General features: G+C 66.6%; 16 protein-coding genes and 1 riboswitch. Of the genes, 6 read left to right on the top strand and 10 right to left on the bottom strand.

Going from position 1 to position 20,629, the window contains the following annotated elements:
- Positions 1–106 precede the first annotated feature (106 nt).
- Genes ACFY5D_RS11890 through ACFY5D_RS11900 form a run of 3 tightly spaced genes read left to right on the top strand, consistent with a single transcriptional unit; the run spans position 107 to position 2,691 of the window.
- Complete coding sequence (locus ACFY5D_RS11890) at positions 107–985, top strand: carbohydrate kinase (RefSeq protein WP_387529798.1); 879 nt, start codon at positions 107–109, stop codon at positions 983–985.
- Between the two features lie 20 nt (positions 986–1,005).
- Positions 1,006–1,830, top strand: coding sequence for an HAD family hydrolase (locus tag ACFY5D_RS11895; RefSeq protein ID WP_387529622.1), 825 nt, complete (start codon positions 1,006–1,008; stop codon positions 1,828–1,830).
- 45 nt (positions 1,831–1,875) lie between these two features.
- Positions 1,876–2,691: a glycerophosphodiester phosphodiesterase gene (locus ACFY5D_RS11900; protein WP_387529625.1), complete on the top strand. Its 816-nt coding sequence runs from the start codon at positions 1,876–1,878 to the stop codon at positions 2,689–2,691.
- A gap of 24 nt (positions 2,692–2,715) precedes the next feature.
- Here ACFY5D_RS11900 and ACFY5D_RS11905 read toward each other — a convergent pair whose 3' ends face one another.
- Positions 2,716–3,495: a hypothetical protein gene (locus tag ACFY5D_RS11905; RefSeq protein ID WP_387529628.1), complete on the bottom strand. Its 780-nt coding sequence runs from the start codon at positions 3,493–3,495 to the stop codon at positions 2,716–2,718.
- A 585-nt stretch (positions 3,496–4,080) separates the two neighbouring features.
- On the opposite strand from ACFY5D_RS11905, the gene ACFY5D_RS11910 reads away from it, so the two are divergent.
- Positions 4,081–7,266, top strand: coding sequence for an HAD-IA family hydrolase (locus tag ACFY5D_RS11910; protein ID WP_387529631.1), 3,186 nt, complete (start codon positions 4,081–4,083; stop codon positions 7,264–7,266).
- 86 nt (positions 7,267–7,352) lie between these two features.
- Here the strand turns inward: ACFY5D_RS11910 and ACFY5D_RS11915 are convergent, their stop codons facing one another.
- From ACFY5D_RS11915 to thiM, 4 genes are all read right to left on the bottom strand, one after another.
- Positions 7,353–8,678, bottom strand: coding sequence for a uracil-xanthine permease family protein (locus ACFY5D_RS11915; RefSeq protein WP_387529634.1), 1,326 nt, complete (start codon positions 8,676–8,678; stop codon positions 7,353–7,355).
- Positions 8,679–8,778: 100 nt separating this feature from the next.
- Positions 8,779–10,263 (bottom strand): bifunctional hydroxymethylpyrimidine kinase/phosphomethylpyrimidine kinase, encoded by a 1,485-nt coding sequence (thiD, locus tag ACFY5D_RS11920; RefSeq protein ID WP_387529637.1) that lies wholly within the window; start codon positions 10,261–10,263, stop codon positions 8,779–8,781.
- Positions 10,260–10,919, bottom strand: a complete 660-nt coding sequence (gene thiE, locus ACFY5D_RS11925) for a thiamine phosphate synthase (RefSeq protein ID WP_387529640.1) — start codon at positions 10,917–10,919, stop codon at positions 10,260–10,262. Before thiE ends, thiD begins: the two co-directional genes overlap by 4 nt.
- Positions 10,919–11,737, bottom strand: coding sequence for a hydroxyethylthiazole kinase (gene thiM / locus ACFY5D_RS11930; protein ID WP_387529642.1), 819 nt, complete (start codon positions 11,735–11,737; stop codon positions 10,919–10,921). Before thiM ends, thiE begins: the two co-directional genes overlap by 1 nt.
- Positions 11,729–11,829, bottom strand: a riboswitch (TPP riboswitch). (Overlaps the previous gene by 9 nt.)
- 121 nt (positions 11,830–11,950) lie before the next feature.
- On the opposite strand from thiM, the gene ACFY5D_RS11935 reads away from it, so the two are divergent.
- Positions 11,951–13,414, top strand: a complete 1,464-nt coding sequence (locus ACFY5D_RS11935) for an aldehyde dehydrogenase family protein (RefSeq protein WP_387529645.1) — start codon at positions 11,951–11,953, stop codon at positions 13,412–13,414.
- 291 nt (positions 13,415–13,705) lie between these two features.
- Here the strand turns inward: ACFY5D_RS11935 and pgm are convergent, their stop codons facing one another.
- Genes pgm through ACFY5D_RS11950 form a run of 3 tightly spaced genes read right to left on the bottom strand, consistent with a single transcriptional unit; the run spans position 13,706 to position 16,869 of the window.
- Positions 13,706–15,343 carry a phosphoglucomutase (alpha-D-glucose-1,6-bisphosphate-dependent) gene (gene pgm / locus ACFY5D_RS11940; protein WP_387529648.1) on the bottom strand — a complete coding sequence of 546 codons (1,638 nt, stop codon included), beginning with the start codon at positions 15,341–15,343 and terminating at the stop codon, positions 13,706–13,708.
- Between the two features lie 37 nt (positions 15,344–15,380).
- The gene (locus ACFY5D_RS11945) at positions 15,381–15,680 is read right to left on the bottom strand and encodes a hypothetical protein (RefSeq protein WP_387529651.1); all 300 of its coding nucleotides are present in this window, start codon (positions 15,678–15,680) and stop codon (positions 15,381–15,383) included.
- Between the two features lie 4 nt (positions 15,681–15,684).
- Positions 15,685–16,869, bottom strand: coding sequence for a M4 family metallopeptidase (locus tag ACFY5D_RS11950; protein ID WP_387529654.1), 1,185 nt, complete (start codon positions 16,867–16,869; stop codon positions 15,685–15,687).
- A gap of 122 nt (positions 16,870–16,991) precedes the next feature.
- On the opposite strand from ACFY5D_RS11950, the gene ACFY5D_RS11955 reads away from it, so the two are divergent.
- Complete coding sequence (locus ACFY5D_RS11955) at positions 16,992–17,537, top strand: DUF4190 domain-containing protein (protein ID WP_387529657.1); 546 nt, start codon at positions 16,992–16,994, stop codon at positions 17,535–17,537.
- Positions 17,538–17,636: 99 nt separating this feature from the next.
- On the opposite strand, the gene ACFY5D_RS11960 is transcribed toward ACFY5D_RS11955, so the two are convergent.
- Positions 17,637–19,094, bottom strand: coding sequence for a peptide MFS transporter (locus ACFY5D_RS11960; RefSeq protein ID WP_387529660.1), 1,458 nt, complete (start codon positions 19,092–19,094; stop codon positions 17,637–17,639).
- A gap of 51 nt (positions 19,095–19,145) precedes the next feature.
- Complete coding sequence (locus tag ACFY5D_RS11965; RefSeq protein WP_387529663.1) at positions 19,146–20,531, bottom strand: amidase; 1,386 nt, start codon at positions 20,529–20,531, stop codon at positions 19,146–19,148.
- Between the last annotated feature and the right edge of the window lie 98 nt (positions 20,532–20,629).

Genomic DNA, 20,629 nt, shown 5'->3' on the forward strand with positions numbered 1-20,629 from the left:
TCGCCGGAACCCCTGTTCACGGGCGCTTGAACGGTATATTGAAGGCTCATAACAAATCGGTGAGGAGACGGATGTGCTAACCGTCATTGGCGAAGCCTTGGTCGACGTGCTTTCGGGCGGGATAAGCGCACCACGTTCCTTCGTTGGGGGCAGCCCGCTGAACGTTGCCGTTGGCTTGGCGCGTTTGGGTCACCCCGTCACGTTCATTGGCCGTTGGGGTTCAGACGAATACGGCAGGATGATTCAGCAGCAGCTGAGCGCCAACAACGTGCAGCATATCTGCGGCGAAGACGGGCACTCGACGTCCACCGCCCGCGGCATCCTCGACCCGGTCGGGGCCGCCACCTACAGTTTCGACCTGCTGTGGGATCTGCCCCCGATCGCCCCGGACACGCCGGCACTGGCCGATGCCCAGGTGGTCCATACCGGATCCCTGGCGACGATGGCCGAACCTGGCGCGCAGAAGGTGCTTCGGCTCATCGAACGGGTGCGGCCGCACGCCACGATCTCCTACGACCCGAATATCAGGCCCTCGCTCATCACTGACCATTCCGAGGCCGTGGCCAAGGTCGAACGATTCGTCGCCCTCGCCGACGTGGTCCGGGCCTCCGATTCCGATTTGGAATGGCTCTACCCGCAGCGCAGCGTCGAGGAAACCGCTGCGGCATGGCTGGAACTGGGGCCGGCAATGATCGTGGCAACCTATGGGTCACGTGGCCCCTGGGGTCTTGTCGCTTCGGGTACGGCGCGTGCCGCTGCCCCGTTGGTTGATGTCGCTGACACCGTGGGCGCCGGGGATTCCTTCATTTCCGCGATGATCTCGGCCCTCGCCGACCGCGGATTGCTCGGCAGCGGGCAGCGGGAGAGGCTACACAAGCTGGACACCGGCACCCTCGAAGAGATTCTCGACTACGCGGCAAGGGCCGCCGCAATCACCGTTTCGCGGGCCGGGGCGAATCCGCCGTTCCGCGAAGAAATCCGCTAGCGGGAAGGGCTGTACTTCCCATGACTGTGCGTTTGATCGCAAGCGACTTGGACGGAACCATCATTCGCGAAGACGGAAGCATTTCCGTACGCACGATCGAGGCGTTCCACCGGGCCCGTGAGCGCGGTATCAGCATCGTATTCGTCACGGGCCGCCCCTTCCGCTGGCTGGCGCCGGTGCGCGAGGCATTTGGGCACCTGGGTACCGTGATCTGTTCAAACGGGGCGGTCCTTTACGACCTTGAACAAGAGAAGCTGATCTGGGCGCAAACCATCGATGTCGACATCCTCCAGCGCACCCGCGAAATCATCACCAAGGCCGAACCCACGGCAACCTTTGCCGCCGAGACCACCAGTGGTCTTCACCTTGAAGAGGGCTTCGCCGAGCCCCACGAGCTGGAACTCATTTCACGATTTGAGCGCCTCGACCTGCGGTCCACCCTGCTCAACGAGCAGGGTGTGGTGAAGTTCCTGGCCAAGTCGCGGACGCGAAGCTCCGATGACTTCCTGGCGGCCGTGGCGGACGATCTTGCCTCCCTTGTCACGGTGACCCATTCGGCGCAGAATGTTTCCCTCCTGGAGATGGCCCATGCCAAGATCAACAAATCCGTGGCTCTTGCGAACTACGCCAGGGATCTGGGGATTGATTCCAGTGAGGTGGCGGCCTTCGGGGACATGCCCAACGACCAGGAAATGCTCGCCTGGGCCGGTTACGGCTATGCAATGGCCTCCGGGCACCGGACCGCGCTCGACGCGGCGACGTTCAAGGCGCCGGGTGTCGAGGACGATGGCGTTGCCCAGATCATTGAAAACATCCTGGACTCCTCCGAACCCCCTGTGTCCTAGCTCCGGCCGGGACCGTCAGCCCAGCACAAAACCAAAGGCCCGTTCATGAACACTTCCCGCGTTGGCTCGGCACCCTATTTGTTGAACACCCCGGGCGGGGAGCTTCAGGGGCAGCCGCTGGCGTTCTCCCACCGGGGGTTTGCGCCCGACGGCGAGGAAAACACGCTCAAGGCATTCCATGCCGCCTACGATTTGGGTTTCCGCTATCTCGAAACCGACGTGCACACCAGCCGCGATGGCGTGCTTGTGGTCTTCCACGACGAAGCCCTGGAACGGTTGACGGGTGCAACCGGCAATATCGCCGACCTCAGCGCCGCCGAGATCCGTGAACTTCGCGTGGCGGGGGAGCCCGTGCCCACGTTTGAGGAACTGCTCATGGAGTTCCCGCTGGCGCATTTCAATGTTGACGTGAAAGACGAGCCAAGTGCCCAACAGCTGGCTGCGGTCATCGAGCGGAACGGGGCGCACGATCGGGTTCTGGTCGCTTCTTTCTTGGGGCGGCGCCGCATTTCCGCCCAGCGTCTCCTGAGCCGTCCGGTGGCGACGAGCCCGGGGGTGTTGGGGGTTGCGGCGGCAACAATGTTGGGCAAGCTGGTTCGGCTGCCGCATCGCGGGCTTGGCACCTTTGCCGCTCTGCAGGTCCCGGAATTCCACGGGAAATTCCCCGTGGTGACAAAATCCTTCGTGCGGCATGCGCACGAAGCAGGCATCCAGGTTCATGTCTGGGTCGTCAACGATGCCCCGGGAATGCACAGGCTGCTGGATCTGGGTGTCGACGGCATCATGAGTGACCGTGCGGACATCCTGGCCGAGGTCATGCGGGAGCGTGGGCACTGGCCCCAAAACGACCCAGGCGTCTAGACCTCGGGTGCGCTGCTGGCGTTGCTACGGGGCTGGCATGGCCAACACGGCCAGCGGTTCCAAGGCCCGCGGGGCCCAGCGCCGCATTTCGGCCGTTCCCGCTTCGGCCAGCAGCCTCAGCCAAGTCTCGTGGATGTGCAGGGGTGCGATTCTCAAGGCCGGGGCGACAAGCTCGTAGAGTTCATCGGCCGTTCCGTAGTCGGACCACTCGGTCAGATATGCCCCGATGGCCTGCATGATGCGAGGGTCGTCGGAGTCGGCCTGGAAATCGATGCGCATCCGATCGACGGCCCGGCCCAGCGACGCAAAAGGGTGCGCCCAATGGGCATCGGACAAATTCAACAGGCGCGGCGCCGCGACTTCATCGGTGGGCACGAAGGCCCGGCGCAGATCGAACGAACCGTGCTCCAGGCTGAGCGGGATGGGCCCGGCGCCAAGCTGCCGGCAGGCCTCTTCGATTTCTCCGAAGACTTCAAATGCGTGGTCGGCATCGCGGGCCGGTATCCCCAACGGGTGCTCTGCCGGCAGCGAGGCATGCAGCATCAGGGCATTGTTGAATTCCTCCGGCAGCCATTGAGGATCCATGACCTGTAGTCCCGCATCGAAAAGCGGTTCCTCGTAAGGCACCAGGCTGCTTTGCAGCCGCCCCAGGGAACCCAATGCTCGTGCCCAGAGCTCCGGCGTTGGAGCCAGCTCGTCGAGGGTTGCACCGTAGTCGGGGCTGAGCATCCAGCCGCGTTCGGGGTCTATGGCCATGGGCATCACCAGCTGCTCCGGAGCCAGGCTGGCAGCCGCAGCGGTCAACCGAGCCTCAAAGAGCTGTCCGGGTGCCAGTGCCTTGAAGAAAAGTTGTCCGGCATCGGTATGAACGCGGACATGTATGGATCGAATGGATGGAATGCCTATCTGAATAGGGGATATGCGTTTTATCGCATATGTCTCGCAAGCCATGTCGATCCATGCCTCAACATCGAACTGCCATTCTTCTTCCGCCCACGTCTTCATCCACTCAGCCACCCATCCATCGTATCGAGAGAACCGTCGACTTTTCTGTGAGGTTGGCCATCAACGCGTGTATTGGGTGGTGGGAAGCTGCTCGGTACCGGGTTTGCTCCGCATTTTGCGCGTGGCCGGGACAAACTTTCACCGAATTTTTAGGTCCAACGCAGTAATTTTGTGCTTCCCGAACAGTGCGTGTGGTTAGGCTTGGCCTACCTCCGAATCGAGGACCCCCGGGTATTCCTTGACTTGCTGATCGCGTGATCCTAGCGTTCGAGGTGCTTCGATCGACACGGAATGGATGATCTCAATATGCGTGAACCCTTCGCCCCCGCCGTGCCTTATCGGCACCGGGATTTCAAGGCTGTGCTCTTTGATTTGGATGGGGTCTTGACGCCCACTGCCGAGGTCCATCGAGAAGCCTGGCAGCAGTTGTTTGATGATTTCTTTACCGCGCTGGGTGAGACCCGGGCCTACACCGAAGAAGACTACTTCGGGCTCGTGGACGGACGTCCGCGCTACGAGGGGGTTGCCGCGGTCCTGCAGGATCGAGGCATCGATTTGCCCTGGGGGCATGAAACCGACGCCCCGGGGCAGACATCGGTTTGTTCGCTGGGCAATCGCAAGAACGATGTTTTCCGGGCCATTTTGCATGAACAAGGTATCGCCCCGTACCCGGGCTCGTTGGACTACCTGCGGCAGATCCAGGAGGCAGGCCTGGACGTCGCGGTCGTGTCTTCATCACGGAACGCCGAAGACGTCCTGGAAGCCGCGGGCCTGCGCAATGAATTCAGCGTCGTGATCGGAGGGCTTCAGGCATCCATGCGGGGCCTGTCGGGAAAGCCTGCCCCGGATACCTTCAAGGCGGCAGCCCTTGACCTCGGATGGTCCGTCAACGAATGCGTGATCATTGAGGATGCCATTTCCGGTGTCCAAGCCGGCGCTGCGGGCGGTTTCGGATTGGTGGTGGGCGTTGCCCGCGACCAGCCGGCAGAAGCGCTGCGGGAGGCCGGCGCGGATGTGGTGGTCGGCGACCTCAGCGACCTCGTCGGCAAAAAGGCCAGGGACGCCTGGAACCTGGACTCATGGTCCTACAGTCGAGAACATCCGCGACCGGCAGACCCGTCCGTGGAACAAACCGTTTTCGCACTGGGCAACGGCTTCCTGGGCATGCGCGGAAATTCGCTGGGAATCGGCGATTGCGTCAAGGGGATGTTCATCAACGGACTGCACGAAACCTGGAAAATTCGCCATGCAGAGTCCGCCTTTGGCCTGGCGGAAACCGGACAGACGATGGTTGCCGCACCCGATGCCCGAACCGTTCGCGTGTACATCAACGACGAAGCGCTGGAGGTCGGCAGGACGGAGATCCTGAAGGACGACTTCCGGCTCGACTTCAAGGACGGAACGCATATTTCCGACACCCTGTGGCGAACGGCGGAGGGCCATCGCGTCTCAGTTCGGACCCGCAGCATGGTTTCCTTTTCCGAGCGCCACCTGGCGTTGTTCCGCATCAGCGTCAGATTGCTCGATGCGCCGGCACACGTCTTCGTGCAGTCCTCATTGATCGGGCAGGCTACGGGAGCCCCGGTGATCACTCCGGCCGAGGCCGACGCGGGAGAAGCCGCCTTCGATCCGCGGAAAAAGGAAGAAAGCGGAGAAGAAAGCCTCCAGCCGGGCGGCACCTACGACGACGGGGAGATCGAGGCCCTCAGCTACTACGTCAAGGGTTCAAACATGTCCGTGGCAACGGCGATGCAACACGTCATCAGGGTCGCGGGCGGCGAACCGGAAATCGAGAAGTCCCACGTGGTCACCGATGCCAGGGCGGAATGCAACGTCTCGGTCTACCTGGACCGGGACCAGGCCCTGCACATGGACAAGTTCGCCACGTACCATAGCTCGCGCCGCCACACCACGGAGGAAATGACCACCAGGGGCGTCCGGGCACTGAAGCACCTGGTGCCACGCGGAGCCGACGACCTCTTCTGGAAGCAACGCGAATTCCTGGGCGAGTTCTGGTCCCATGCCGATGTGCTCGTGGACGCCGATCCGCTTCTGCAGCGAGCGATCCGCTGGAACCTGTTCCAGCTGGCGCAAGCCTCGGCTCGCGCCGACGGCATGGGCATCTCCGCCAAGGGCGTGTCCGGGGACGGCTACAGCGGACACTACTTCTGGGACACGGAAATCTATGTGCTTCCGTTCCTGACCTATACCAACCCGCAATGGGCCCGCAACGCACTGAGGGCCCGCGTGAGCATGATCCCGGCGGCGCGCCGGCGCGCCGCAACGCTCAACGAGCACGGCATCCTCTTCCCCTGGCGCACCATCAACGGCGAGGAAGCCAGCGCCTACTATCCCGCGGGAACGGCCCAGTATCACATCAACGCTGACGTCGTTTATTCATTGGCCAGGTACGTGCGGGCCAGCGGCGACTCCGGCCTGATGCTCAACGGCGGCGCGGAAATCGTCGTGGAGACGGCACGGCTTTGGAACTCCCTGGGGTTCTGGCGCGACAGCTCCAAGGGGCCCAGCTTCCACATCCACGGAGTGACGGGCCCCGACGAATACACCGCGGTGGTCAACGACAACACCTTCACCAACGTCATGGCCCGCTTCAACCTGAACTACGCGGTGCGGCTCATGGGATACCTGGCCGATGAGTTCCCCGCGGACTACGCACGCATCGCCGGCGAACTTTCGCTGACCCGGGATGAAATCGACCAGTGGCTGCGGGCAGCGGACGCCATGCACATCCCGTTCTCCGAATCGGTGGGGATCCACCCGCAGGATGCGGGCTTCCTCAACCGCGAGGTATGGGACGTGGCGGGAACACCCGCAAGCCACCGCCCCCTGCTGCTGCACTACCACCCGCTGGTGATCTACCGGTTCCAGGTGCTGAAGCAGGCGGACACCGTGATGGCGCTGTGGCTGCGCTCCTCGGACTTCAGCGCCGAGGAAAAGCGCGCTGACTTCGACTACTACGACCCGCTGACCACGGGGGATTCAACGCTGTCGGCCACGGTGCAGTCGATCCTGGCGGCCGAGGTCGGCTACCGGGACCTGGCCTACGAGTACTTCGAGCATGCCCTGAACGTGGACCTGAAAAACCTGCACGGGAACACCGCCGACGGGGTCCACGTGGCTTCCACCGGCGGTGTCTGGGCCGCCCTGGTCCATGGATTCGCCGGACTGCGCGACGACACGGGGGAGCTGAGGTTCGACCCCCGGCTGCCGATCAGCTGGAACGCCCTGGAGTTTTCCCTGCGCTGGCGCGACAACCAAGTCCGGATCCGGGTGGAGCCGGACGTCTTCACGGTGCAACTCGCGGCCGAAACGATCGACAGCGAGTTGCCCGTGACGTTCTTCGTGCGCGGCGCGGAATACGCCCTGACGCGGGAAACGCCGCGCCTGGACATCCCGCTGCAGGGCCAGGGGCCGGTGCTGGACGGCGCGCCCACCATCGACTCGGTGTTTGCCATGCAGCGCGAGGACGGCTCGCCGCTGACTTCCAGCATCAAGAAGCTCACGCACGAGGAGGAGCTCCAGGCCGAGCCGCCGATCGTGGTCAACTGAGCGCCTGATCGCCTGGCCGGCGACACGCAAGAAGCCCTGGGAATGGTCCACAAGGACCTTTCCCAGGGCTTCACGCCGTTGCGTCGCTAGCCGAGCTTCGAGTGGGTGGCCCCGCCGAGTTCCTCGGTGTCGGTGGGTTCGGTGCCGCGGGCGCGGGCGATGGCGCGCATCAGGTGGAAGACCACGAGGGTCGCCGCGGTGCCCAGCGCTATGCCGCCGAAGTTCATGGAGCCGATCGACAGCACGTTCTCGCCGAAGAGCGCGATGGCGATGATCAGGCCTGTGCCGGCGGTCATCAGGTTGATCGGGTTGGAGAAGTCGACCTTGTTCTGCACCCAGAGGCGGGCGCCGACGATGGCGATCATGCCGTAGAGCACGATGCCCGCGCCGCCCGCAACGCCGGCGGGGATGGTGTTGATCAGCACGCCGAACTTCGGCAGGAACGCCAGGGCGATGGCCACCATGCCGGCGATCCAGTAGGCGGCCGTCGAGTAGACGCGCGAGGAGGCCATGACGCCGATGTTCTCCGCGTAGGTGGTGGTGCCCGAGCCGCCGCCGAAGCCGGCGATCACGGTCGCGGCCCCGTCGGCCATCAGGGCGCGGCCGTTCACGTCGTCAAGCTCCTTGCCGGTCATCAGCGACACGGTCTTCACGTGGCCGACGTTCTCGGCGATCAGCACGAACACCACGGGCAGGAACAAGGTCAGGGTGTCCAAGTGGAAGGTCGGCGCGGAGAAGTCCGGCAGCCCGACCCAGGGTGCGTCGCCGATCTTCGAGAAGTCGACCTGGCCCTGCGCCCAGGCCACCAGGTAGCCGACGATGATGCCCAGCAGGATGGACAGGCGCCCGAGCATGCCGCGGAAGAACACCGTGGAAACCACGATGGCCAGCACCGTGGCGAAGGTGGTCAGAGGGACCGTGGTGATCTTCTCCGTGGTGGTGGTGGCCAGGTTAAGCCCGATCAGCGCGACGATGGTGCCCATGACCACCGGCGGCATCAGCGCGTGGATCCAGCCGGTGCCGGCCTTCTGCACGATCAGGCCCACGATGAACAGGCAGGCGCCGGCCATCACGATCCCGCCGAGCGCACCGCCCATGCCGTGCGTGGCCATGGCCCCGGTGACGGGCGCGATGAACGCGAAGGAGGAACCCAGGTAGGACGGGACGCGGCCCGCGGTGATGAGCAGGAACAGCAGGGTGCCCAGGCCCGTGAACAGCAGCGTGGTGGTGACCGGGAAGCCGGTGATGGTCGGCACGAGCACCGTGGCGCCGAACATCGCCATGACGTGCTGGACTCCCACACCGATGGTCTGCGGCCAGGCCAGACGCTCGTCGGGCGCCACCGCGGTGCCCGGGGTGATGGTCTTGCCGTTGCCGTGCAGTTTCCAGCCAATGCCGAATCGGTTGCTCATGGGTGCCTTCCGGGCGCGAGAGTTCAAGATGGGTGATGCCAAACGGGTTTCACGTGGAACGAAATGCGTGGAAACCCGTTTGGCATTTTACCCACCGGGATCAGCGATCGGCACCTTGGCGGTCGGCGGCCGTCTGCGCGAAGAAGTACAGCTCGTGGGCGCTTGACGCCTCGAACGCCTTCCACATGTTGGTGCGCGTCCGCGCATCCGCCGCGTCGAAGAGCGTCCGGCAGACCTCGATGGCTTGGGCCGTCGACTTGTCGAACTCGGGGGAGGAGTAGGTGGACAGCCAGTCGTTGTACGGGTGGGCGGCGTGGTTTGCCGCGGCCAGCCGCGCGCCGACGTCCTGGTAGATCCAGAAGCACGGCAGCAGGGCCGCCACCAGCACCGCGTAGTCGTTGGAGCACGACACCAGGTGGTTCAGGTAGGCGGTGGTGGTGCCGCTGGGGTCCGGCACGCGCTCCTCCAGCCGCCCGCGGTGGAGCTTGAGCTCCTCCTCCAGGCAGCCGCTGGCATTCGCCGCCCAGAACCGCTGGTCCTCGGCGGTCGGCGCCAGTTCGGAGGCCCGGGACATGACCCGCGCGTAGGTGCGCAGGTACAGGGCGTCCTGCCCCAGGTAGTCCTCGAAGTCGACGCGCCCCAGCGTGCCGTCCTTCAGCCCGCGGATGAAGGCGAGGTCGTCGATTCCGCCGCGGATGGACTCGATGGCTTCCCACCACAGCCACATGGAGTCGTCGGCGGTGGCCAGCGGTTCCCCGGCCCAGAGCTGGCCCAGGTGGTTGACCGGGCCGTGCCCGCTGCCGACCCGCAACCGGTCCGCGCCGGCGATCGCGGTGGTCAGCCAGCGCTTGGCCGCGATGAGCGATGCTGTCCAGTCGCCGGTCCGTGCGTAGTGCGTGGCCAGGGCCGAGGAAAAGGAACATCCGGTGCCGTGGGTGTTCTGGGTGTCCAGACGCGGGGAAACGACCTCGTGCAGCACCCCGTTGGCGTCGATGAGCGCATCGGGGCAGTCGGAACCGGCCAGGTGGCCGCCCTTGGCAAGCACGAGCACCGAGTAGGTCGCCGCGACCCGCCGGGCCTGGGCAATGACCTCTTCCCAGGTGGTTGCGACCTCCGCGCGGGCAATCACGGCGAGCTCGGGGATGTTCGGGGTCAGCACGTCGGCATGTTCGAAGAGCCGGCGCAGGGCGTCCTCGGCGTCGGCGTCGAGCAGCCGGTCGCCGCTGGTCGCGATCATCACCGGGTCAAGGACCACCGGAACCGGGGCCGAGAGGCGCGTTGCGGCCAGCCAGTCGGTGAGCGTGTCGATGATCCCGGCGTTCGCCAGCATGCCGATCTTGATGGCATCGATGGCGATGTCGTCGGACACCGCGAGCAGCTGCTCGTTCAGGAACTGCGCCGGCGGCACGTGGACGGCCCGCACCCCGTGGGTGTTCTGGGCCGTGAGCGCGCTGATGACGGCCATCCCGTAGCCGCCGCAGGCGGCAATCGCTTTCAGGTCGGCCTGGATGCCGGCGCCGCCGGACGGGTCGGAACCCGCAATGGACAGGACGTTCTTGATGGCTGGCTCGATGCTTTCGCTCATCGGGTTGCCCCTTCCCAGGCTCCGAGCAGCTCGGCGCTGGCGGCCTGCGGGTCCTCCGCCGAGCAGATGGCGCGGACCACGGCCATGCCGGTGGCCCCGCCGGCGACGACACCGTCGACATCGACCAACCCGAGGCCGCCGATGGCCACGCACGGCAGCGCGCTCTGGGCGACAGCGCGGGCCAGTCCCGCGTGGCCGAGCGGTTCGGGGTGGTCCTTCTTGGTGGGGGTGGCGTGGACCGCCCCGACGCCCAGGTAGTCGATGGTTCCGGGGAAGCGGGCGTTGAGCTCGTTGGCGGCGGCGATCTGCGCGTCCTTGGAGGCGCTCAGGCCCAGCACCGCGTCGGGGCCGATGAGCGCACGGACCAGCTCGGCGGGGATGTCGGACTGGCCGATGTGCACGCCCTGCACGCTGGCGCCCGCGGCGCGCGCGGCCAGGTACACGTCGACGCGGTCGTTGACCAGCAGGTCGGCCCGCCCCTCGGTGTGCACGGAGGACTTGCGGACCACCTCCAGGAACTGGGCCGCGGGCATGTCCTTGCAGCGCAGCTGGACCGTCTTGACGCCGCCTTCGACCGCGGCCGCAATGATTTCATCCAGGGGCCGGCCGGCGGTCGAGGCCGAATCGGCGACCAGGTAGACGCTGAGGTCCCGCATCAGGAAAGCACCGCCTTTTCCATGAGTTCCTGCGGGCCGACCAGCGACAACGCATCGAGGAAATTCACCGCGAAGGAGCCGGGCCCGTTGCTGAGCAGTTCCGCGCGCTCGGCGGCGGCAGAGTAGAACGCGTGTGCCGCGACCGTCGCGACCAGCGCGTCGTCGTGGACGGCAAGGAATGCCGCGCAGATGGCCCCGAGGGCGCATCCGCCGCCGGTCACGCGCGTCAGCAGGCTGCTGCCGCCGTGCACCAGCACGGTCCGGGCGCCGTCGGTCACCAGGTCCCGCGGTCCGGAAACCGCAACCACGGCTCCGGTGCGCAGGGCCAGCGAGCGGGCGTGGGACGCGGCGGATTCCACCGAATCCGTGGACTCGACCCCGCGGCCGCCGTTGCCGGACTCCGCCAGCACCATGATTTCGGAGGCGTTGCCGCGGATGACGGTCGGGTTCAGCCCGCGCAGCTCGAAGGCCAGCTCGGTGCGGACCCGCAGGGCGCCGACGGCGACCGGGTCCAGCACCCACGGGGTGCCCGCGGCGTTGGCGGCGGCGACGGCCTCAAGGGCGCCGGCACGCTGTTCGGCGTAGGGGGTGCCCAGGTTGACGAGGGTTCCGGAGGCGATCGCGGCAAAGTCGCCGGCCTCCCCGGGCAGGTCCGCCATGGCCGGCGAGGCGCCGGCGGCCAGCAGCACGTTGGCCGTGAAATTGGTGACCACAGTGTTGGTGATGCACTGGATCAGGGGGGTGGAGGCGCGCAGGGCCGACACGCAGTCGGCCAACTCGCCGGGGCTTACAACAAATGAAGGCGCAATGGATTCCATTAGCAACATCCCTCCGCTAGTACGAACTAGATCAGGTGCGACGGGTCTTATCTCAGTTGGTCGCGTGCGCGCCAACACCCCGTGTCACTAAGCGCGAGCCTACCCCACGGGCAGGCCCGCAGTGCAACTACGTTTCCTCCGCCGGCGATTCGGGCGGGGCACGCCGGGCGCGGCACCCTGTTGCAGCAGGTGGCTGCGCCGTAGGCTCTGGGTATGGGCATTTTTCCTTACACTTCCGAACCCGTGGCTCCCCTGGAGAGCGCGGCGTCGAACGAGCTTGAGCTACCCCGGGTCGTCGCCGAGGACCCCGCAAGGATCGTCGAAATCGTCGACGCCATGCACGACGTGGTGGCCACGCGCCTGGCGCACCCGCGGCGCTTCAGGGCATCGCAGCTCAAGGCCCTGGAACGCATGCTGGATGCGCACCAGCAGGACTTCATCGATGCGCTGGCCGACGACCTGGGCAAGAGCGCGGTCGAGGCGAAGCTGACCGAAATCGACATGGTGCGCGCCGAGATCGACCACGCCCAGCTGCACCTTTCGGAGTGGATGGAATCCAAGGCGGTGAAGATCCCGCTGGCGCTGCACCCCGCGGCGGCCAAGATCGAGCCGCAGCCGCTCGGCGTGGTGCTGGTCATCGGCCCGTGGAACTACCCGCTGCAGCTGATGCTCGCCCCGCTCGTTGCGGCCATCGCCGCGGGCAACGTGGCGGTGCTCAAGCCCTCCGAGCTGGCCCCCGCCACCTCGATCGCCCTGGGCAAGCTGATCCCGCAGTTCCTGGACCAGCGTGCCTACGCGGTGATCCAGGGCGGCGCCGGCACCAGCAAGGTCCTCCTGGAACAGCGGTTCGACCACATCTTCTACACCGGCGGGGAAAAGGTCGGCAAGATCGTGGCCCGTGCCGCGGCCGAACACCTGACGCCCGTCACCCTGGAACTGGGCGGCAAGTCCCCGGCCGTGGTGATGGACGGATCCCACGCGGCGGTCGCCCGGCGCCTGGCCTACGGGAAGTTCATGAACGCGGGCCAGACCTGCGTGGCGCCGGACTACGTGCTGGCCGTCGGCAACGCGGCCGAGACCCTGGAAAAGCAGCTGGCCAAGGCCATCACCGGGTTCTACGGCAAGACGCCGATTCACAGCCGTGACTACGGGCGCATCGTCAACCGGGCGCACTTCGACAGGCTCGTCTCCTACCTGGCGCAGGGCGAGGTGGTGATCGGCGGCGGATACGACGAGGCGACGCTCAAGATCGAACCCACGGTGATGATCAACGTCGATCCGGATTCGCCGCTCATGCAGGAGGAAATCTTCGGGCCGATCCTGCCGATCATGAAGGTCGACAGCTTCGACGCGGCGGTGCGGTTCATCAACTCGCGCCCCAACCCGCTGGCGGCCTACCTGTTCAGCGAAAACCCGCGCCTGCAGTCGTCCTTCGGCGACCAGGTGCGTGCCGGGGCGATCGTGCACAACGCCCCGAACCTGCACCTTGCCGTGCCGTCGCTGCCCTTCGGCGGGGTCGGGGCCTCCGGCATGGGCTCGTACCACGGCCGCCACGGATTCGAGCGCCTCTCGCAGATGCGCCCGGTCATGGTCAAGACCGCGGTGGTCGACACGCTCAAGGCCATCTACCCGCCGTACACCTGGGCGAAGAGCAAGATCATCGACAGGCTGCTCTAGGCGCCGGGACGCGGGCGGCCAGTACCGCAAAGACAGCGGCGGGGGGGGGGGGGGGGGGGGGGGGGGGCGGGCCCCCCCCCCCCCCCGGGGGGGGGGGGGGCCCCCCCCCGGGGAAAAAAAAAAGAAGCGACCGAGACAACCCCCGCCCGCCCGCCAACCCGGCCCCATAGATAAATAACACCCCCGGGGGGGGGGGGGGGGCGGCCCCGGGGCCCCCCCCCCCCCCCCCCCCGGGGGGGGGGGGGGCCCCCCCGCGCCCCCCCCCCCCCCCGCCGCTGTGTCTAGACGTTCCTAGCCGAGGACGGCATCAACGATCGTCTTGGCCTCGGCCTGCACCCGGGCCAGGTGCTCGTCGCCGAGGAAGGACTCGGCGTAGATCTTGTACACGTCCTCGGTGCCCGACGGGCGCGCCGCGAACCAGGCGTTTTCGGTGGTGACCTTCAGCCCGCCGATCCTCGCCCCGTTGCCGGGGGCCTCGGTCAGGCGAGCCGTGATGGGTTCGCCCGCAAGCACGTCGGCCGAAACGTCGGTGGCCGACAGGCTGCCGAGCCTGGCCTTCTGCTCGCGGGTGGCCGGGGCGTCGATGCGCGCGTAGCTGGGCGCACCGTGGGTTTCGGCCAGGCGCGCGTAGTGCCGGGACGGGGTGGAGCCGGTGGTCGCCGTGATTTCGCTGGCCAGCAGGGACATGATGATGCCGTCCTTGTCCGTGGTCCACACCTTGCCGTCGTGGCGCAGGAACGACGCGCCCGCGGATTCCTCGCCGCCGAAGGCGCCGGAGCCGTCCAGCAGGCCCGGCACGAACCACTTGAAGCCGACGGGGACCTCCACCAGCTTGCGTCCGAGGCCCGCGGCGACGCGGTCGATCATGGAGGAGGACACCAGGGTCTTGCCGATCGAGGCGTCCCTGGACCAGCCGGTGCGGTTGGCGTACAGGTAGTCGATGGCCACGGCCAGGAAGTGGTTCGGGTTCATCAGCCCGGCATCCGGGGTGACGATGCCGTGGCGGTCGGCATCGGCGTCGTTGCCCGTGGCGATGTCGAAGGAATCGCGTTGGGCGATCAGCGAGGCCATGGCGGAGGCCGAGGAGCAGTCCATGCGGATCTTGCCGTCGGTGTCCAGCGACATGAACGCAAAGCGCGGGTCGACCTCCGGGTTCACCACGGTGAGGTCGAGCCTGTGGGTTTCGGCGATCGCCCCCCAGTAGTCGACCGAGGCCCCGCCCATCGGGTCGGCGCCGATGCGCACGCCCGCGTTGCGGATCGCGTCCAGGTCCAGCACCGAGGGCAGGTCGTTGACGTAGGAGGCCATGAAGTCGAAGGCGCCGATCTTGCCGGTCAGCCGGGCGGCACCCAGGGAGGTGCGCTTCACGCCGCGCAGCCCGGCGGCGAGCAGCTCATTGGCGCGGTCGGCGATCCAGGAGGTGGCGTCGGTGTCCGCGGGGCCGCCGTGCGGCGGGTTGTACTTCAGGCCGCCGTCGGCCGGCGGGTTGTGCGAAGGGGTGATGAGGATGCCGTCCGCGCGTGCGGCCGCCGGGTCGGCATTGTGGGTGAGGACCGCGTGGCTGAGCGCCGGCGTGGGGGTCCAGCCGTTGCGGGCGTCGGCCAGGATCGCCACGCCGTTTCCGGCCAGGACCTCCAGCACGGTGTCCTGGGCGGGGTCCGAGAGCGCGTGGGTGTCCTTGCCCACGAAGACCGGCCCGGTGATCCCTTGCCCGGCCCGGTACTCGACGATGGCCTGGGTGATCGCGGCAATGTGGTCATCGTTGAAGGACCCGTTCAGCGAAGAACCGCGGTGTCCGGAGGTCCCGAAGGCCACCTTCTGGGCGGGGTCGGCCGCATCCGGGTGGATGGAGAAGTAGGCGTCGCGAACCGCGGAAAGATCGATCAGGTCATGGGGCATCGCCGGGGTGCCGGCTCGGGGATGAGACATGAACCAATATTCTCATGTGGCACCCGGCGAGACCCGGTCAACGTGCCGTCTTGATGACGTGTTCGGCCAGTTGCCGGGCGGGTCCGGTCAACAGGGTGTCCGGAACCCGGTGGCCTTCGCCGTCGATGGACAGGAACCAATCGAAGGCGTCGCGGACCTGTCCGGGATCGACGTCGGCGTCGAGGCGGCGGAGCTGTTCCAGCGCCCCGAGCGCCAGACGAACCCAGGGTTCGTCCTCCGGCGGCGAATCGTGGACGTGAAGCTCCAGGACGCCGACGCGGGAAATGCCGGCCACCCCGCCGCTGCGCCGCACCTGCACAATGAATAGCTCGTTCATGGTTTCACGCGGCTTCTTGTTCGTCCTTGAACTGGGGAACCACTCCCACGCCGTCCCAGGCCGTGGCCAGTGCCTTGTCCTCCGCGGACCCGACGCCGTAGTCCCGGCGGGCCTGCAGGAGTGTTTGCGCCGCAAAGGTCGCGAAGGTTGAATCCTCCGGAAGCGACCGGGTGACGATGACGTTGAACCACACGGACCCGGCACGCTCCCACGCGTGGCCGCCCAGTGCCGTGGCAAACAGGTAGAACGCGTGGTTGGGAATGCCCGAGTTCAGGTGCACGCCGCCGGAGTCTTCCTTGGTGTGGATGTAGCCGTCCATGTGGGCCGGTTGCGGGTCGCGGCCCATGATCGGGTCGTCGTAGGCGGTGCCGGGCGCGGCCATGGATCGCAGCGCCTTGGCGTTCACCCGAGGGTGGAACAGGCCCTTGCCGATGAGCCAGCTGGCGTCGGCGGCCTCCTCGCCGGCGACGAATTGTTCCACGAGCGCACCCAGGACGTCGGCAATGGATTCGTTCAACGCCCCCGACTGGCCGTGGTACTTGAAATTCGTCGTGTACTGCAGCAACCCGTGGCCCAGTTCGTGGGCGATGACGCTGAGCGACGAGGTGAAGGAATTGAAGATCTCGCCGTCACCGTCGCCCATGACCATTTGCGTGCCGTCCCAAAACGCGTTGTCGTACTCGTGGCCGTAGTGCACGGTGCCGCGCAACGCCATGCCCGCCCCGTCCAGGCTGGAACGCTTGAACTGGTCGGCGAGGAAGTCATGGACGGCGCCGAGCCCGTCATAGGCCCGGTTGACGTCGCCGTCGTCGACCGGGGCGTCGCCCTCGGCCCGGGCCAGTACGCCGGGGGTCACCTCGATCCCCTGTGCATCGCTGATGGTGCGCTGCAGGCGCCCGGAAGGCTCGATCAGGATCGTCCGGGAAGGAGTTTCCGCAAGCTGCCGGTCGTGGCGCAAGGCCTGGTCCAGCAGGAGCGTTTGCCTGGCGCGGGCGGCAATCCGGGTGCGGGTCTCCGGCCCGACGGGGTCGGACTCCTCGCCGAACGGCGCGCGGGCAATGAATTCCCGCATGGATGCCGGGGCTTCCCAGGCGCCGTCGCATGCGGCCATGGACGCCAACAGGTACGGCGGAACCGCCCGGTGTTGACTGTGGTCGTTCGAGGTTTTCTTCATGGTTTCGTTGGCCATGCAGCCAACTCTTTCACCGCATCCTGAGCGGCCGGTGTGAACGTGCTGTGGCCGGCGAATGGATAAGGTGGAGGATGAAACCGCGTGCGAAGGCCGCCCGTGGCTGGTGTTGGGAGTAGGCCATGCAGGACCCCAAGGACGCGAAGAACAACGACGGCAACGAGCCATCCTTTGCCGATCCCCACGATCCCCGGTGGTCGCAGGGACCCCAGGCAACACCGGCGCCGGCACCCGCACCGGGCAACCAGCCATTCCCGGGCCGGAATCCGTACCAGGACCAGCCTCTGTACGCCCCGCCGGGAACCCCGCAGAATCCCTACCTGAACCAGGCGCCCCACGCGCCCCAGGCAAATCCGCAGGCCGGCCCCTATGCGCAGCAGCAGCCGATGTACCAGCAGCCGATGGACCCTGCTTCCATGGCGGGCGTTTCAAACGTCCTGGGCATCATCTCGATGGTGGCGGGCATCCTCGGCCTGGTCACCGGCGGCGTGCTGTTGCTGCCCCAGCTGGCCGCCGTCGTGTGCGGGCACCTGTCGCTGCGCCGCGAAAAGCCCCGCCGCGGCTTTGCCATTGCAGGCCTGATCACGGGCTACCTGGTCCTGGCCGGCGGGGTCTTGGTCATCGCCGGATCCTTGGCGGCGGTTGGCAACGCATCCCTCGGCCTCTAGGCAACGTCCGGGGGTGCTCCGGCCCTCCCCGGGAAAACAAAAATGGTGGTCTTGCCTTTTGGCAAAACCACCATTTTTTGTTGGAGCTTGGTGCGCTGTTTAGCGGACCTCGCCCATCAGCTTCTTGAGCGGACGTGCGCCGATGGCCAGGGCCGAGGCCAGCACGATCGCGGTTCCGCCAAGGGCCAGGAAGTACGTGATCTCGTTGCCCTCGGTGTAGAAGCCGGCCAGGATGCCGGCGAGGGTGGTGCCCAGCGAAATGGACAGGAAGAACAGCGCGATCATCTGCGTGCCGAAGACGGCCGGGGCCAGCTTGGTGGTGACCGACTGGCCGATCGGGCTCAGCAGCAGCTCGGCCAGGGTGCAGAGCAGCAGGATGCCGACCAGCGCCATCAGCGGGGTCTTCTCGAAGGACTCAAGCGGGATGAAGGCCAGGAAGGCCAGACCCACGATGAACAGCGAGAGCGCGAACTTGATGACGGTGCCCGGCTGGCGGGTGCCCATCTTGGTCCACATTGCGGCGAACGCGGCGGCCAGGATGATGATGAAGACCGGGTTGATCGACTGCACCCACGAGGCCGGAACTTCCCAGCCGAACAGGGTGCGATCCAGGCGTTCCTCCGAGTACACGGCGATGAACGTGAACTGCTGCTGGAACAGCGCCCAGAACGCGGCCGAGGCGACGTACAGCGGGATGAAGGCCAGCACGTGCTTGCGCTCGGTGGTCGTGATGCGCTTGGAGCGCAGCATGATCGTGAAGTAGACGACCGAGGCAATGATGACCGCGTAGGCGATGGTCATGGCGAGGGTCTCGACGGTCACGATCTTCAACGCGAAGAGCGCCACGACGACCGCGATGAACGCGGCGACGATCCAGACGTACTTCATGCGTTCGTTGGCCGGCAACGGGTTGATGACCTGGTGGACCGAGGCCGGCAGGTTCTTGCGGCCCATCATGTAGATGACGACGCCGATGGCCATGCCGACGGCTGCCGCAGCGAAGCCGACGTGGAAGCCCCAGGACTTCTGCAGGAAGCCGGTCAGGATCGGGCCGAGGAAACCGCCGATGTTGACGCCCATGTAGAAGATGGAGAAGCCTGCATCGCGGCGGGTGTCTTCCTTGGAGTACAGCGAACCGACAAGCGCGGTGGCGTTGGCCTTCAGGCCGCCGGAGCCGATGGCCACGAGGACCAGGCCGACGGCCAGTCCCGCTGCGCCGGGGATCACGGCGAGGCCGATGTGGCCGGCCATGATCATGAATGCCGCGTACAGCAGGACCTTTTCGGACCCGAGGATTCGGTCTGCGACCCAGGCGCCGAGGATGGTGCTCAGGTAGACGGCGCCGCCGTAGGCGCCGACGAGGGAGAGCGCCAGTTCCTTGGGAAGACCGAGTCCGCCTTCTGCAACCGAGAAGTACATGTAGTACGCGAGGATCGCTTGCATGCCGTAGAAGGAGAAGCGTTCCCACATCTCGATGCTGAAGAGATTCGCCAGCGTGCGGGGGTGGCCGAAGAATCCAGTCGAGGACTGGCCCTTAGGCAGCGTAGTTGTAGACATGATTCAATTTTTCGCCTGTGAGGCGCGTCATGCCCACTTTGTTGACCAATCTCACATTTCGGAAAGTTGCGCCGCGAGGGCCAAAAGCTGGATTTCCGACCCCGCCCGGCCGATAATCTGCACGCCCATGGACAGGCCGTCGGCAGTCGTCAGCGTGGGAACCGTGACGGCAGGCAAACCCGAGACGTTCACCATGGAGGTGAACGGCGTGTACTGGCACTGGCGCATGTAGTCGGTGTCGGCGTCCTGCGAGGTGTAGTAGCCGATTTCCGGGGGAGTGTGCGCCATGGCCGGGGTGAGCACCACGTCGTAGCGGCCCCACTGCGTGCGGAAGTCCGCGGCGATTTCGGTGAGCTTGGCGGCGGCGGCCAGGGAGACCGCGACCTCGCGTGCGGTGGCCCGCTCGCGGAAGGAGCGCGCCAGCGTTCCCAGTTTTTCCTCGCTGCCCGGCGGCAACGGCGCCGATGCCAATCCGGAGGTCCACACGGTGGAGAAGGTCTCGGGATACATGGCGTCGTAGTAGATCTCAGCCTCCTCGACGTGGTGCGCGCGCCGGTTCAGGATCTCGATGGCCTTGTTCAGGGCGGCGTGCGCCTCGGGGGACAGCGAAATCGGGTAGGCCGAGGCGAACGGGCTGGCGGTGCTGACCCCGACGCGCAGCCCGCGCAGGGAGTCGATGCCGCCGGAGCGCAGCGTGTCCAGGAAGGTTGCCTGGGACGGGTCGATCATGGCGTCCATGAGCAGTGCGGCATCAAGGGCGTTGTGCGCCAACGGCCCGGAAACGGTGAGCCGGGGAGCGCCAAAGGGATCAAGCGTTCCATCCAGCACGTCGCTCGGGATGGTGCCGAGGCCCGGCTTGAGCCCGACCAGCCCGCAGGCGGACGCGGGAATGCGCACCGACCCTCCGCCGTCGTTGCCGGGGCCGAACGGCAGCATGCCGGAGGCGACGGCCGCGGCCTCGCCGCCGCTGGACCCGCCCGCGGAAAGCGCCGGGTTCAGCGGGTTGCGCGCGGGCGGGGCGATGTCGTTTTCGGAGTGGCAGCTCAGGCCGAATTCCGGAACCTGCGTCTTTCCCAGCGAAATGGCCCCGGCACTCGAGAGCGTGGCGACCAGGGCGTTGTCCTTCTCCGCGGCCAAGGCCGGAAGCGCGGCGGTGCCGTAGCTGGTCGGAACCCCCGCGACATCCAGGAGGTCCTTGTAGGCCAGCGGCATGCCGTGCAGCGCCTGCAGCGGTGCCCGTTTCGCGGCGAACTCCTCGTCCGCGAGCCGGGCCGCGTCCATCGCTTGTTCCGCCGTCACCGTGATGAACGAACCCAGCGACGGGTTGAGTGCCTCGATGCGCCCCAGGAAATGCTCAGCCACCTCGCGTGCGGAGAGTGCCCCGGCCGCCAGCGCGTCACGGAGCTCCAATGCCGTGAATCCTGAAATCTCGCTCATGGTGGTTTCCTCCGGTCGGGCGCTGCTGGTCGAATGCGTGCCGATGCACTGCGGGCCTTGTGGCGCCCACGTATTGACACTAGTACGAGTCGCGGGGA

It is taken from the genome of Paeniglutamicibacter sp. NPDC012692 (assembly GCF_042901625.1).
Taxonomy (GTDB): domain Bacteria; phylum Actinomycetota; class Actinomycetes; order Actinomycetales; family Micrococcaceae; genus Paeniglutamicibacter.